At 45.3% G+C, this 14,926-nt stretch carries 11 protein-coding genes; 7 read left to right on the plus strand and 4 right to left on the minus strand.

Annotated features, from left to right (window positions below; all coding sequences use genetic code 11):
- Positions 1-2 precede the first annotated feature (2 nt).
- Positions 3-1,232 (minus strand): aminopeptidase, encoded by a 1,230-nt coding sequence (locus CHH58_RS09305; protein ID WP_095262405.1) that lies wholly within the window; start codon positions 1,230-1,232, stop codon positions 3-5.
- A 54-nt stretch (positions 1,233-1,286) separates the two neighbouring features.
- Positions 1,287-1,793 carry a hypothetical protein gene (locus tag CHH58_RS09310; protein ID WP_095262406.1) on the minus strand — a complete coding sequence of 169 codons (507 nt, stop codon included), beginning with the start codon at positions 1,791-1,793 and terminating at the stop codon, positions 1,287-1,289.
- A gap of 108 nt (positions 1,794-1,901) precedes the next feature.
- Here CHH58_RS09310 and CHH58_RS09315 point away from each other — a divergent pair, with 108 nt between their 5' ends.
- Positions 1,902-2,654, plus strand: a complete 753-nt coding sequence (locus CHH58_RS09315) for a 2OG-Fe dioxygenase family protein (RefSeq protein WP_095262407.1) — start codon at positions 1,902-1,904, stop codon at positions 2,652-2,654.
- A 19-nt stretch (positions 2,655-2,673) separates the two neighbouring features.
- Entirely contained in the window at positions 2,674-3,183 is a 510-nt protein-coding gene (locus tag CHH58_RS09320) for a GNAT family N-acetyltransferase (RefSeq protein ID WP_095262408.1), read from the plus strand.
- 6 nt (positions 3,184-3,189) lie between these two features.
- On the opposite strand, the gene CHH58_RS09325 is transcribed toward CHH58_RS09320, so the two are convergent.
- Entirely contained in the window at positions 3,190-3,738 is a 549-nt protein-coding gene (locus CHH58_RS09325) for a histidine phosphatase family protein (RefSeq protein ID WP_249275087.1), read from the minus strand.
- A 119-nt stretch (positions 3,739-3,857) separates the two neighbouring features.
- On the opposite strand from CHH58_RS09325, the gene CHH58_RS09330 reads away from it, so the two are divergent.
- The 5 genes from CHH58_RS09330 to CHH58_RS09350 all read left to right on the plus strand — a co-directional run bounded on the left by CHH58_RS09330 (position 3,858) and on the right by CHH58_RS09350 (position 13,470).
- A complete protein-coding gene (locus tag CHH58_RS09330; protein ID WP_095260548.1) occupies positions 3,858-4,823 on the plus strand; it encodes a ring-cleaving dioxygenase in 966 nt (321 codons plus the stop codon).
- 190 nt (positions 4,824-5,013) lie between these two features.
- A complete protein-coding gene (gene ade / locus CHH58_RS09335; protein WP_430980834.1) occupies positions 5,014-6,807 on the plus strand; it encodes an adenine deaminase in 1,794 nt (597 codons plus the stop codon).
- Between the two features lie 139 nt (positions 6,808-6,946).
- Positions 6,947-8,272 (plus strand): Na+/H+ antiporter family protein, encoded by a 1,326-nt coding sequence (locus tag CHH58_RS09340; RefSeq protein WP_095262410.1) that lies wholly within the window; start codon positions 6,947-6,949, stop codon positions 8,270-8,272.
- Between the two features lie 62 nt (positions 8,273-8,334).
- Positions 8,335-9,735 carry an amidase gene (locus CHH58_RS09345; RefSeq protein ID WP_170937571.1) on the plus strand — a complete coding sequence of 467 codons (1,401 nt, stop codon included), beginning with the start codon at positions 8,335-8,337 and terminating at the stop codon, positions 9,733-9,735.
- Between the two features lie 180 nt (positions 9,736-9,915).
- On the plus strand, positions 9,916-13,470 hold the full coding sequence (locus tag CHH58_RS09350; protein ID WP_095262412.1) for a 5'-nucleotidase C-terminal domain-containing protein: 3,555 nt from the start codon (positions 9,916-9,918) through the stop codon (positions 13,468-13,470).
- 42 nt (positions 13,471-13,512) lie between these two features.
- Here CHH58_RS09350 and nhaC read toward each other — a convergent pair whose 3' ends face one another.
- Positions 13,513-14,910 carry a Na+/H+ antiporter NhaC gene (gene nhaC, locus CHH58_RS09355; protein WP_095262413.1) on the minus strand — a complete coding sequence of 466 codons (1,398 nt, stop codon included), beginning with the start codon at positions 14,908-14,910 and terminating at the stop codon, positions 13,513-13,515.
- Positions 14,911-14,926 lie beyond the last annotated feature (16 nt).

Below are 14,926 nucleotides of genomic sequence, written 5' to 3' on the forward strand. Positions count from 1 at the left end.
CCTTAAAAAGCCCAGTTTCCATTTTCGAAGATAGCTTCAGTTGTTCCATCTGCCGTTTCGCCTGTGATGGATAATTCTCCGGAACCAACCATAAAATCGACATGCGTCAGACTGTAGTTAAAGCCGATTTCCATCAATTCTTCTTTTGATTTATTGCGAGCATCCTTTACGCACATGCCAATTGCTTGTCCGAGAGCCAAATGACAGGAAGCATTCTCATCGAATAATGTATTATTGAACACGATCCCAGACTGTGAAATTGGTGATTGGTGCGGTACTAGCGCAACCTCTCCAAGGAATTGTGCCCCTTCGTCTGTTTCTAGTAAATTCTTCAATGTTTCATAGCCTTTTTCCGCTGTGAAGTCTACCACTTTTCCTTTCTCGAAGGTAAGGGAGAAGTTCTCCAGCAATGTACCTGCATAATTCAATGGTTTCGTGCTGCTGACTGTTCCGTTTACTCCTGTCTTTACAGGGATGGTAAATACTTCTTCTGTAGGGAGATTCGGGATATATGTAGAGCCATCTTCTTTCATAAATTCGGCGCAAGTCCAGAAGGAATCAGGATGCAGTTCAATCGTCAAATCTGTTCCAGGGCCCGTATAATGTAGCTTGCGATAGTCACGTGCATTTAAATGGTCAGCATTCTTTTTCATAGCTGCAACATGCTGTTCCCACAACTCAACAGTATTTTCCTTATCAGAGCGAGTTGTGAAGAAGATAGCATCCCATAGCTTATCAATAGCTGACTGCCCTTGTGAATCAGGGAAAACAGATTCGGCCCATTCTACAGTTGGCACCGAGGCAATTAGCCAGTTTACACGGCCATTCGTTTTGTGGGCTTGATAGCCTTGTCTGGCAGCGCCCATTGCTTTCGTATAACGGGCAACTCTTGCAGAATCGATTCCCTCAAAGAGAGATGGATTCGGTGTTTTGAGCTCCAGGAAAGCAGTATCCGCTGCAGCCAATTCTTCATACACACGGCCGCGGAATGGTGTGTAATAATCCAAATCTTCTTCTTTCGCGTGCTTTACCTTCGCTTTTGTAATGTTATCATCCTGATAATCGACAATAACATCTCGTAATCCGGCTTCGTATGCTTTCTCAGCTACCACCTTTGTAAAAGGAGCAGCAGCTAGATCAGCTACAATCATCAAATCCTGTCCTTGTTTTACTTTCAAGCCGATATGCAGCAATAGCTCGGCATATTTTTCTAATTTCTGTTCGAATTGCATGTCAAAATCCCCCTTTAATCATACTATCTTCATCATTTTACCAGAAAATTATGACTAGAGCCGATACTCGAGCGAGAATTTTGCGATCGGCTCAAAATGGGCCGAATACTTGATATGGTGCGGGAAGATCCAGCGTCTGGATAGCTGTTTCCTGGCACTGGTCAAATCAGTGCTGGCGCCGCTCCAGAATGCCTGCCATACAAACTTTGTGCAATAATTCCAAGTAGGGTCTGCCAAGGCGCGGCTAAAACGGTATCCTTTCATCAAGCTGATGGAACGTTTAGCCCACTCTGCTGCACCAGACGGATCTATTTTTGGCCGGAGCAGCGTGATCGTACCGCCATGACGGTGACGGGACAGGTATGATGTCAATGATTCGGTAATACCGCCAGATGGATGCGCATGGAAAATTCGTCCATCACTTCCAACGATACCGGCATGACTGAAGAAGTAGGTGGAAGGACCAATCGAGCTGTATAGTACATCACCGGCCTGCAGCAGCTTTTGAATAGTGGAAGCTGTCTGAAAGAGCTTTTCAAATTCTGCTTTGGATTTTCTCATACTAGGTCACTCCTGTTCAAATGTCACAAAATCGCAAACGAAAGCATGTTCCTTTATCTCTGCATGTATTATGATAGAGAAAGATTAAAGATTTGTGGAGGTTTAAGCATGAACGCATTAGAGAAACAAGGGTACAGCATATATGATTTACAAAAGGATCTAGCATATGAGGGGATGGAACAGGATTTAGCTGAAATACAGGCTGTTTTCGATACACTGCCGGCAGACAGCTATGCGTTGGATTTAAATCGTTACCGCCGCTATTCACGGGCAATCATCTTCGATAAGGATAACCGTTTGGAATGGCTGCCGGGTATCGAACGGGAAAACGGAAGCATGGCCCAGTATTTCCAAGGACGCTTTAACCCGGAGTACGTTGATTCTTACCGTGAATTCCCATCCCTTCCGGATCATATATTGGAAAACAAATTACTGCAGAAGATCATCATGCACGACTATCACGAAACTTTCTGGCGTAAAGAGGATTTAATTTTGCCGGTTCACGCGGGCATTCATTTCGTAAAGCTGGAAGTGACAGAAGATGGACAAGAGGGTGTATCTTCCCCGAACCTGATTCATCAAGATGGCGAGCCGTTTACATTTGCTCATCTTATTAAACGCGATAACGTTGTTGGAGGTCTTAACATCATTGCGACTCCTGCTTGTGCAGGAAAGCTGCCTGAAGATGCGGACTCCAGTCAATTCCATGAAAGCTTTGAAATACATAAGCCGTTGGAATCCTACGGCGTGCATGATGAGGCAGTTAGTCATTATGTCAGTCCAATCAAAAAAGGGGAAGCGGATCGCCCTGGTGTACGTGCGATTCTATTGATCGATTTTCAGCCAACTGTATTAGCTTAATTCCAATAGGGGGATCAGGATGACAGTTACTATACGTGAAGCAGAAAAAGCTGACTGTAAGAGAATCGGTGAAATCAGTATGCTCAGTTGGCAGTTTGCTTATAAGCATATATTGCCGGCTGACTATTTAGCTGCTATTTCTCCGGAAGATAGAGCAGTTCGGTTTGAAAGGGTGCTGGAATCCAGATCCTTACTTCTTGTAGCAGAAGCAGGCGAAACGATTGTTGGCTTCATTAGCGGAGGCAGATGCCGGGATAGTGTACATTCTGATTACGATGGTGAGGTATACGCAATTTATCTTGATCCCGATCATACGAAGCGCGGGATTGGAAAGCTGCTTATGCAATCATTGGAGAAGCAACTAACAGCTGAAGGGATGACGGGCGTTGTCGCTTGGATGCTTGTCGGCAATGAGGCAGGCTATTTTTATGAAGGCTTAGGCGGAGAGAAAATTGCCGAAGATAAGCTTCAGATTGGTGGAGTCTCTTACCCTGAAGTTGCATATGGATGGAAAATAGCGGACAGATGATGTCCGCTATTTTTGTATGGATACAGGCTCTGCTCGGATGTATTGCTGTTCATCAAAGGTAAGCTTCCAGATAGCAGGCATCTGCAGCTGTTTCCAGAAAGCATAATCGAATTGATTGTCATAATGACCCATCGTCAGCACCATCAGATTTCCATGCGTTCCGATGGCGACCCGTTTACCGGGATAAGCAGCTAGTATATCCTGGAAGGCATCAATGCCTCTTTTTCTCGCAGCTTGGTTCGATTCTCCTCCTGGAAACTGATATTCTTCGTTTGACCATAAACGAACAATTGCTCCCTGGAAATCTTCAACCGGATCAGCAGCAATTTGCCGCTCTCGCAGTCTTTCATCCAGCACAGCAGTAGAGGCATCACTCACAATTGTTTCCCATGCACGCCGATAGGGACTTGAGATATATGTATCTACTTGTTCAGCTGCTAATAGCTTATGAACTATCTTCGCATCACTGTAACCTTTTTCAGATAATGTCCGATTTCGTTCATCAGTTGTATAAATGGCATGCGCATGACGCACAACATAAAGTGTTGTCAGCATGAGTACCCTCCTTTACTTTATTCTACCAATATTGGAAGGAGGGATTTGCATTTTTATTTGAACTAAGTTACATTTTGTAAGTAACTAATAAATTGTATGTTTAGGGGGCGAAGCAGATGATGGAGCTTCACGGTATTCACCACGTTTCAGCCATAACAGCAAACGCAGCGAATAACTATGATTTTTATACGAGAATAATGGGAATGCGCCTTGTCAAAAAGACAGTCAACCAGGACGATACGTCAATGTATCACCTTTTTTATGCTGACAAACTTGGAAGTCCGGGAACGGATTTGACCTTCTTCGAAATTCACCGTGCTGGCCGCACGTATGCTGGAAATAACAGCATTTCCCTTACATCCTTGCGTGTCGCATCAGATGAAGCTATTCATTATTGGGCGGAGCGTTTAGAAGAATATGATATCCAGTCACAAGAAGTTGAACTGCAGGAACGAAAGGTTCTATTCTTTGAGGATCCAGAAAAACAGCGGCTTATGCTCGTTTCTGATGAACAGAACGAAGGCGTGACAGCAGGTATTCCTTGGGAAGGTACAGATGTTCCGGCGGAATTTGCCATCATTGGACTTGGACCAGTTAAGCTGACTGTACCAGAACTTGCACCGACAGAGCGGGTATTGCTTGAATTAATGGGCTTCCGCAAAAAAACAGAGGCTCAGCTTGCTGATGGTACGAATTTACATATCTACGAAGTTGGCCAAGGCGGCACAGGCGCTGAAATAATGGTAGAAGTTGTACCTGGATTACAGCGGGAGCGTCCCGGACGCGGAAGTGTACACCATGTAGCTTTCCGTGTGAAAGACAGGGAAGAACTGGAGCGGGCGAAGAAAATCCTTTATGCAGCTCACTTGCCGAATTCTGGACTGGTAGACCGTTATTACTTCCAATCACTATATTTCCGGGAACCGAATGGTATTTTGTTTGAGCTTGCAACAGACGGACCTGGATTCGCTACGGATGAAGATCCGGATGCTTTAGGTGAGACGCTGGCACTTCCGCCGTTTCTCGAAGGTGAGAGGGAGAGTATTGAAGCTAGACTGACACCGCTTGATACGAAAAAGAAATAACAGCTGGAAACCGCCTCTGAAGGCGGTTTCTTTGGGTTTCAGGGTTGACGCGTATAGCTGATGTATGATTTTATATATAGAAATAAATGCTTATAGGAAAGTGAGTTTCCCGAGCCTGAGTTCCATGGCGCCGGGCATTTTTTTACCCGTTTATGGGCATAACGTATAAGGATAATAGGAGTTGAACACAGTGGGGAAAAGAACGAAATTATTTGAAGCAGCAAAACGATTGGGTGAGGTTGCATTAGGAAAGCGTCCCGCTGATTTGATTATCCGAGATGGTGTGCTAGTCAACGTATTCACAGGAGAACTGCTGGAGCATACCGATGTTGTCGTTTCAGGTGATCGGATAGCATTAGTCGGTAAAGCAGTGAAGGAGCATGAAGGACCGGATACAAAAGTGATAGAAGCAAATGGACAGTACATAGTTCCAGGTCTGATCGATGGCCATATGCATGTGGAGAGCACGATGCTTTCTGTGACGGAATTTTCCAAAGCAGCACTTGCAAAAGGTACAACGACGGTATTCATGGATCCTCATGAAATTGCGAACGTGTTCGGTATTGAAGGTGTTCGTTATATGCACGAAGAAGGGCAGCAGCAGCCATTGAAAGTGTATACGACGTTTCCGTCATGTGTACCGGCAACTGATGATTTGGAAGATGCCGGAGCAAGCCTGACTGTGGAAGATATACAGGAAGGTCTAACGTGGGAAAATGTCCAAGGACTGGGAGAAGTGATGAACTTCCCTGGTGTAGTGCATGGAGACAGTAAAATGCATGGCGAAATAGCTGAGACGATTAAAGCAGGGAAGACAGTTACTGGCCATTTCCCTTCAGAGGATCCGTATGCATTGCAGGCATATATCGCAGCAGGTGTTACATCCGATCATGAGACGATTGCCAAAGAAGATGCATTGGCCAAGCTTCGGGCAGGTCTGCATGTTCAGATTCGTGAAGGATCAGCATGGCGCGATGTCAAAGAAGTAATTAAGGTAATCACGGAATATAACGTAGACACACGCAATATATCCTTGGTGACAGATGACGTTTATCCAGAAACATTGATTACAAAAGGTCATATGAACCATGTTGTCCGTCGTGCGATCGAGGAAGGGCTTGATCCTGTAACAGCAATCCAGCTGGCAACGATTAACTCAGCTCGTTATTTTCATATGGAAAATGACATCGGCAGCATCAGTGCCGGTAAATTCGCAGACTTGCTTCTTATAGAAGATTTGCAGCAGATGGAAGCATCCACTGTCATAGCAGATGGAAGCATCCAATTTGAAGATGGAGAACTGCAGCAAGCATTCCCAGCGTATACGTATCCGGATACTGTGCGAAGTTCCGTCCATCTAGCACGTGAAATGAAAGCTGACGATTTTCTTCACCGTACAGATCGTTCAAATGGTGATGTGAAGGTAAATGTCGTCAAAGCAATTGAAGGAAGTGCGCGGACAGAGAAGATGACGGCCACTTTGCAGGTGCAGGATGGAGCAGTACAGATTGATAAGGAACAGGACATTATCCATTTAGCATGTATCGAGCGGCATAAAGGAACCGGACAAATATCCAATGTTTTTGTCCATGGCTTCCATTTCCAGCATGGAGCGGTAGCTTCGACAGTGGCACATGATAGTCATAATCTGCTTGTCATGGGTGTGGACCGTGAAGACATGGCCATTGCTGCAAACCGTCTGGCAGAAATCGGCGGCGGACTAGTTGCTGTACGGAATGGCGAAGTATTAGCAGAATTACCGATGCCGATTGCCGGGCTCATGTCTGATCAGCCATTGGAAACAGTCGTTGAACAAGTAAGTAATCTCGTGAAAGCCTGGGAAAACCTTGGGTGCAGCATAACAGATCCGATTATGACGTTTTCCCTGATTGCCTTGGCGGTTATTCCAGAAATTCGTGTAACAAACCGAGGCCTTGCAGATGTCACCACATTCGAATTGATTGATGTAGTTATATCGGATTAATCAGAGGAAACCAGCAGCAATGCTGGTTTTTCTTATGTCACGAATATTCCGATTAATCCCGAATTCATTGACAAAAAGTTGGAACATCTGTTATTGTACTTTAATACTTTACCATAATAAAGCGATGGAGGAATTTGAAGTGAACGCAGTTGTTATAGCAGTTATCGCAGTGCTGGTTCTCAGTTTACTGCGAATCAATGTCGTTTTTTCTTTGATATTAGGCTCCCTTATCGGCGGATTAGTCGGTGGGCTTGGAATAGATGGGACGCTTACAGCGTTTACAGATGGTGTAGGAGGAGGCGCAAATGTCGCTTTAAGCTATGCAATGCTCGGTGGATTTGCCGTCGCAATTGCTAGCACAGGTCTTCCAGAGGCGATGGTGAGAGGAATCATATCCATCAGCGGGAAAAAAGATACTGCGTATGCTAAAAAGCGTACACGTGCACTTATTCTTATCCTGATTCTGATTATGGCTTGTTTTTCGCAGAATGTAATTCCAGTGCATATCGCATTTATACCATTATTGATTCCGCCGCTTTTGAAGATCATGAATGAATTGCAAATTGATCGCCGCTTGACGGCTACCATTCTGACATTCGGTTTGGTTACACCATACATGCTGATACCAGCAGGTTATGGTCAAATATTCCATGATATTGTAGCAACAAATATGACATCAAGTGGATTAGAAGTGAGCTCGGACCAAGTGACAAAGGCGATGATAATTCCCGCACTTGGCATGGTAGTAGGTCTAATCATTGCGTTATTCACTTATCGTAAGCCAAGAATGTACCAAGATATCGATTTGCCAGTCGCAGATGAAGTGAAAGAAGAGAATATTCAACTGAAGTCTAGTGCGCTAATTTTCTCAGTAGCAGCTATTGTTGCAGCATTAGCTGTCCAAATTTGGACTGATTCGATGGTATTTGGTGCCTTAGCAGGTATAATCGTGCTTTATATAACAAGAACGGTGAAATGGAAAGAAGCAGATACGATTTTAACTAACGGTATGCGACTGATGGCTTTCATCGGTTTTGTAATGATCGCAGCTTCCGGCTTTTCCAGTGTTATCGGTGCTACAGGCGATGTGGAATCTCTGGTCCAGGATGCAGCAGCTGCCATTAACGGCAGTCAGGCTCTGGGGGCACTAATGATGCTTGTTGTTGGATTACTTGTAACAATGGGTATTGGATCTTCCTTCTCCACAGTACCGGTCATTGCGACTATCTTTGTCCCGTTGGCGATTGAGTTAGGTTTCAGTCCAATGGCAATCATTGCGTTGGTTGGAACAGCAGGTGCTCTTGGAGACGCAGGATCACCGGCCTCTGACAGTACGCTAGGGCCAACATCCGGCTTGAATGCGGATGGACAGCATGATCATATGTGGGATACAGTCGTCCCGACATTCCTACACTACAATCTGCCTGTTATTGCACTAGGCTGGATTGCCGCGATGATCCTTTGATGGTTGAACGCTGGACATGCTAGCGTTATGATACGTGTAGAGGATAAAAAGGGGCGATGAATGTGGAAGGCAAAACAGTACGCGAACTAGTGACAGCTATTAAAGATAAGGAAATCTCTCCTGTTGAGGTAGCTTCCTATTATTTGGGTCAGACAGAGAGTAAAAATGGCGAAATCAATGCGTTCGTTACCATGAATGATAAGTTGCTAGCAGAAGCGAAAGAGGCTGAAGCAGCAGTCATGCGTGGGGAAGAGACAGGGCTTCTGCATGGTATTCCAGTCGGGATCAAAGATCTTACACCGGTAAAAGGTATGCGTACCACTTTTGGCTCACCGGCTTATAAGAATCATATCGCTGATCGGGACGCTACGATCGTCAAGCGTCTACGCCAAGCAGGTGCTTTGATCATGGGCAAGACGAACACGCCTGAATTCGGTCATAAAGGCACGACGGATAATATGGTATTCGGTGCGACTGTGAATCCATGGGATCATTCCAAGACAGCAGGCGGATCCAGTGGGGGTGCCGCTGCAGCTGTTGCTGCAGGAATGGTGCCGCTGGCAGAGGGAAGTGATGGAGGAGGTTCTATTCGTATTCCTGCTAGCTTGTGCGGCGTATTTGGCTTTAAGCCGACATATGGCCGTATTCCGATGGATAATAATCTGGGGAATGTATTCGGATCCAGTTCTCCGTTCGTCAATCATGGACCGCTCTCGAATAATCCAGATGATAGTGCGCTTTTCCTTGAGGCAGTTCAGGGCCCGTCCACGACGGATCCTTTCAGTCTGCCGCTTTTAGACAGTCATATAGGCTCTTCTTATTTAGAGGAACAAGCCCAAGGTTTGCGTATCGCCTATACACCGGATTTTGGAATGTATGCTGTTGATCCGGAAGTAAGAGAGGTTATCGAAGCAACGTTCGATAATTGGCGGGCGCTCGGTATGTCCGTTGAAATTGTAGATCTTAATTTCGATATGGACAGACAGGAGTTCAATGGATTCTTTACAAGCATGTGGTATGCGTCTTCAGCAGCAGGCAGTGCTAAATTACTTGAAGAGCATCCTGAATGGGTGTCCGATTCCTATCGCGATATGATCGAAAAAGGCAAGCCATTAATGGCCTCAGATTATCGTGCATACGAACGAAATCGCTCGACAGTTTGGAATAGGCTGCAGACAGTGCTGCAGGATTACGATTTGGTACTATCGCCGACTCTGGCAGTTCCAGCCTTCGACTATCACTTATTAGGACCGTCTGTCATTGATGGGCAGCAAGTGAAGGAAGACGCAGACTGGATGATGACACATGCTTACAATGTGACTGGTCTTCCGGCAGGTTCCCTGCCAGCAGGTCTATCATCAGGACGTTTGCCGATCGGCATGCAGCTAGCTGCTAACCGATTCCAGGATGCCCGTGTGCTTCGTGCAGCTAAGGCTTATATGGATGCCTATCCACTACGTTAAAAAAGCAGCTTAGGCTGCTTTTTTTCTCTTTGCTTTAAATATCCCGGTTGCTTTACAGAAAATTAACCAGAATCATGCCTATCCTCCTATATCAGGAAATTGGGATTCCCGCTAGTATGGTAGATGACGGAGTTCGCCAGTATTTGCCGAACTTACTAATATTTTGGGGGAATCATGTAGATGGGCAAAAGGATCATATCTGTTTTTGCAATAGTCACACTTATTTGTTCTGGGATTTTGCCGAGCTTCTCTTCTGGCGTACAAGCTGCAGAACGTGTTGCGGCACCTATTCTATCGGAATATGTAGAAGGAAGCTCTTATAATAAAGCAATTGAGCTTTATAATCCGACAAACGAACCAATTGATCTTAGTCAATTTGAGCTGGCAGGATATTTCAATGGTAATACAGAAGCTACTGCTTCTCTGACCTTGTCGGGAACATTGGAATCTGGTGATACATATGTGATTGCTAACCCGCGTGCGAGCGAAAAATTGCTTGCAGCAGCGGATCAGACGAACGGGAGCGTCATAAACTTTAATGGAAATGATGCAGTCGCTCTCCAGCAGGATGGCGCCGTTTTGGATGTAGTTGGCGAAATCGGGAATGACCAGGATACAGCTAAAGATATAGGCCTTATCCGATCCGCTGATGTGACTGAAGGCAGCACAGTCTTTGTTTCAGAGCAATGGGAGGTAACGGAGAAGGATACATTTGATACAATCGGCTCTCATGGACAAGAGCAGCCTGGTGAGGATCCTGAAGAAGAGCCAGAAGCAGGCACAGTCCAGCCAATCGCCGATGTGAAAAGCAAGACTGGTGAAACCGTAACAGTGGAAGGAATTGCTACAGCAGATAATGCAAGTATCGGCGGAGGGAAGTTATCTACATTCCTTCAAGACGACACAGCTGGTATCAATATCTATCATACGGATGCAGCTGCTTTCCCCGACATTAAGGAAGGCGACCTTATCCGCGTTACTGGGGAAATTACGAGCTATAAAGGGTTGACTGAAATAGAACCAGCAAAAGATGGTATTATAATCGATTCCGCTGGTAATGATATACCTTCACCTAAAGAGATGACGATCAGTCAGCTTCAGAATGAAACAACAGCCGAACCAGCAGAAGGAGAGCTTGTCCAGGTAAACGGCTATATCAAGGATATTCCTAGTAGCCCAGCTGGTGGTGGCTACAATGTTCAGTTTATCAATGAAAACTATGAATCTGTCACATTACGTATTATGGAATCTGCTTTGGATATATCGGCTATTGAAGAAGGAAAGTGGTACTCTGTTACCGGTATCCTAGGTCAATACGACAGCTATCAGATCCTGCCTCGTAAGCAAGAGGATATGCAGGTAGCTGCCGAACAGCCAGAAGCACCTAAGACAGAAGGTACGTACAAAGCAGTTGTAGAATCTGTGACTGACGGAGATACGATCCGCCTTCAAGCCCCTGTTTTAGGATCCGATCGGGTTCGCTTTGTAAATGCGGATACACCGGAGACATTCCATGCGATCAAAAATGAATTAGACCAGAACCAAATGGATCATGGAAAAGCTGCGTCTGATTATTTGAAGTCCAAGCTCTCTGCAGGCGAAGAAATTACCCTTAAAGTGGGAGAAGAGCCTACTGATAATTATGGACGTTTGCTGGCACAGGTTATCACAGATGAAGGCGAAAATATGAATCTCGAATTGGTGAAAGAAGGACTGGCAGTCACTTATTTCATCTCTCCAATCGGGGATACAGACGAATATGACACTTTCCAACAAGCTGTGGCAGAGGCAAAAGAGCAGGAAAAAGGTATTTGGAATCCTGATTCACCACTTGAGGAGCTTCCGTTCAAATTCCGGGCCCGCTATGATGGCAGCGGCTTGGATAAATATGTTGGAAACTCGGATACAAAGGAATATGTAGTTCCAGCTGAATGGGAATCTATTCCGGTAGAGAAGCGAATCTTTTTCTGGACGGAAGAGGATGCCATTGCGGAAGGCTATACAGCAGCAGATGCAACTGAGCCTCCAGCAAACGAAGATAACCTGGCCGTACAGCTGCTTGGGATGAACGACCTTCACGGCAAGATTGATCAGCAATACGAACTCGATATAAACGAAGATGGAACAATGGATGGTACATTCGGACGTATGGATTATACTGCTGCAGCTATTAAGCAGCGTGAAGCAGAGAATCCAAATAGTCTACTAGTGCATGCAGGAGATATGATCGGCGGCAGCTCTCCTGTATCAGCTCTACTTCAGGATGAGCCAACAATCGAGATTATGGAAGCGATGGGCTTTGATGTCGGGACTATCGGCAACCATGAACTTGATGAAGGAACAGATGAGCTTCTGCGTATCGTGGAAGGCGGGGAGCACCCGAATGGGACTCCTGGATATGATGGTACGGACTTTGCGACACTTTGTGCAAACTGTGTTTACAAAGACAGCAACGAAACGATTCTTCCTGCTTACAGCATTCAGGAAGTAGACGGAGAAAAAATCGGATTTATTGGAGTAAATACGACAGCATCACTTGGTATGGTTATGCCAGAAGGAATTCAGGACATTACCATTACGGATGAAGTGGAAGCAGTCAACAAAGCAACCAAAGAACTAAAGGAACAAGGCGTAAAGGCTATTGTCGTTCTGTCCCATATGCCAGCTGAGCAGAGTGGAGACAGCGCTACAGGTGATGCAGCTGACATGGCGAATGCGGTAGACGACGAGGTTGATATTATCTTCGTAGCCCATAACCATGCTGTTGTTAATGCGACTGTAGATAATAAGCTTATCGTTCAAGCATCCGAATATGGCAAAGCCTTTTCTGATGTAGATGTGGAAATTGATCGTGAAACAGGTGATATCGTATCCAAGCAAGCTGAAATCGTCTGGGCAGATCAAGCCGCCTACACACCAGATCCAACAGTCGGAGCTATACTGGCTAAATATGCTGAAGAAGTAGCACCAATCATGAACGAAGTTGTAGGTGTTGCAGCTAATACGATGACTGGCGGGTATGCTGTAAAAGGGGAAATAGGCGATAATGCACTTGGCAACTTGCTTGCCGATGGCATGAATGAAGCAATGAATAGTGATTTCGCTATGATGAATGGCGGAGGAATCAGGGATGACTTATTGGAAGGTGATATCACCTGGGGTGAGCTCTTCAATATTCAGCCTTTCAATAATACGCTCATGACATTCGAAATCGATGGAGCTGATTTGGAGCCTATATTGAATGCTCAAATCACTTCCTACGGCCCGGATTACAGCATAAGCGGCTTTACATATACATGGAATGGAGAAACGAATCAGGTTGTGGATATCAAGCTTCCTGATGGTTCACCTATTGAAGAAGATAAAGTATACACACTGACAGTGAATAACTTCATGGGTACATCATTAGGTGATAAGTATCGTCCAATCAGCGAACTCGGCCGTAATCCTGTAATGGGACCAGAAGATTTGGAGGCAACTGTGGCATATGTACGCAGCTTCGAAATGGAGCCCATCAGCTATGAAGCAGAGGGACGCATTTCCGAAGTGAGCGGAGATACACCTACTGAGCCTCCTGCAGAACCAGAGGAGCCGCCAGTAGATCCGGAAGAACCACCGACTGATCCTGATCAGCCGGATGGAGACGACGAACCGAATCATCCGATAGTGGAAATAGTCAAAGACATTATCGGAACTGTGTGGAATTGGGTGCAGAACCTGTTCTGGCGCTGGTAATGCAAAAACACCTTCAAGCAATAATTGCTTGAAGGTGTTTTTTTAGCTTTCTGCTGCTGTTTTTCCTTTGGTGTACCAAATGAACTTACCAGTGTAACCGTAGATGATAGCTAGTCCAATTGCTACAAAGCTCAGCCACATGAATGGCAGATAGGAGAACGTAGAAACTCCAAGGATACCAGCCATGTAAATGCCGTTGTCTGACCAAGGTACCATACCGGAAGTCAATGTACCGCCAACTTCTGTGTTACGGGACAGAACGCGGCGGTCAAGCTGCTGTCTGTCATACGTTTTTTCCATCATTTTTGGTGTCAGGATTAAAGCAACATACATGGCACAGCCGAGGACATTGCCTAAGAACGCTACGATTAAGGTTGCAACTGTCGTGTTACCTGCTGATACAAGTTTCTTTTCGAAAGTGGAAACAATTACTTGCAGGACACCGAGCTTCTCCAAAAGCCCCCCAAAACCGAGACCGAAGATGATAACCATTAAAGTATCGAGCATACCTAATACGCCGCCTCGGTTGAGTATGCCATCAATGAATGACACACCTGTATCAATTGAAAAACCACTATAAGCGGTGCCTAGTGCTTCTGCAAAATTCATTCCCTGGAACAGGGTTGCCCAGATTGCACCAAGCAGTGCACCTATAACGATAACCGGCATGGAAGGTTTCTTCATTGCCAGCAGAACAAGTACCGCTACCGCCGGCACTAGCATGTGTATTCCTATATCAAAATTATCTAGCAGTGCTGTTTTCAGCGAGTCGACCCTTGCTTGATCGATATCTTCTCCACCGTAAATGAAACCGGCCCCTGTAAACAGAATAGCAGTGATGATAAACGCTGGAATAGAAAGGAACAGCATAGCCCGCACGTGCTCAAGCACATCTACTTTGGATAAAGAAGATGCAAGTACCGTACTATCTGATAATGGGGATAGCTTGTCTCCAAAATATGCTCCTGACAGAACAGCTCCGGCTACGAGCGGCAATGGCATACCAAGACCTTCACCAATTGCCATCATGGCGATACCAGCTGTTCCAGCTGTTCCCCAAGATGTTCCTGTTGCAACAGACATGACAGAACAAATGATCAATGTTGCAAGCAGGAAGATACTTGGGTGTATAAATTCAAGACCATAGTAAATTAACGTCGGTACAACTCCGCCTGCAATCCATGTACCGATAAGTGTTCCCACTGCTACAAGGATCAATACAGCCTCTAATCCGTTCGAAATCCCACTCATAATAGATTTTTGTAAATCTTGATACTTGTGTCCTAGCCGTATGCCTAGAATGATAACTATAAACCAGGAGATGAAAAGAGCCAATTGGATTGGCAGATCAAGATAGACTGTAAAAGATAATACAAGCGCTAGAAAGATTCCTAGTACGATGATAATCTCTGTAATTGATGGTAATCTTGCTGCTTTCAAAACGAAACCTCCTAAA

This window comes from Terribacillus saccharophilus (assembly GCF_002272745.1).
GTDB lineage: Bacteria > Bacillota > Bacilli > Bacillales > Amphibacillaceae > Terribacillus > Terribacillus saccharophilus_B.

What these genes read in the sequence shown, in the direction of transcription:
- CHH58_RS09305 (WP_095262405.1), bottom strand. Translation starts at nt 1,232, where the DNA reads ATGCAATTCGAACAGAAATTAGAAAAATATGCCGAGCTATTGCTGCAT.
- CHH58_RS09310 (WP_095262406.1), bottom strand. Translation starts at nt 1,793, where the DNA reads ATGAGAAAATCCAAAGCAGAATTTGAAAAGCTCTTTCAGACAGCTTCC.
- CHH58_RS09315 (WP_095262407.1), top strand. Translation starts at nt 1,902, where the DNA reads ATGAACGCATTAGAGAAACAAGGGTACAGCATATATGATTTACAAAAG.
- CHH58_RS09320 (WP_095262408.1), top strand. Translation starts at nt 2,674, where the DNA reads ATGACAGTTACTATACGTGAAGCAGAAAAAGCTGACTGTAAGAGAATC.
- CHH58_RS09325 (WP_249275087.1), bottom strand. Translation starts at nt 3,738, where the DNA reads ATGCTGACAACACTTTATGTTGTGCGTCATGCGCATGCCATTTATACA.
- CHH58_RS09330 (WP_095260548.1), top strand. Translation starts at nt 3,858, where the DNA reads ATGGAGCTTCACGGTATTCACCACGTTTCAGCCATAACAGCAAACGCA.
- CHH58_RS09350 (WP_095262412.1), top strand. Translation starts at nt 9,916, where the DNA reads ATGGGCAAAAGGATCATATCTGTTTTTGCAATAGTCACACTTATTTGT.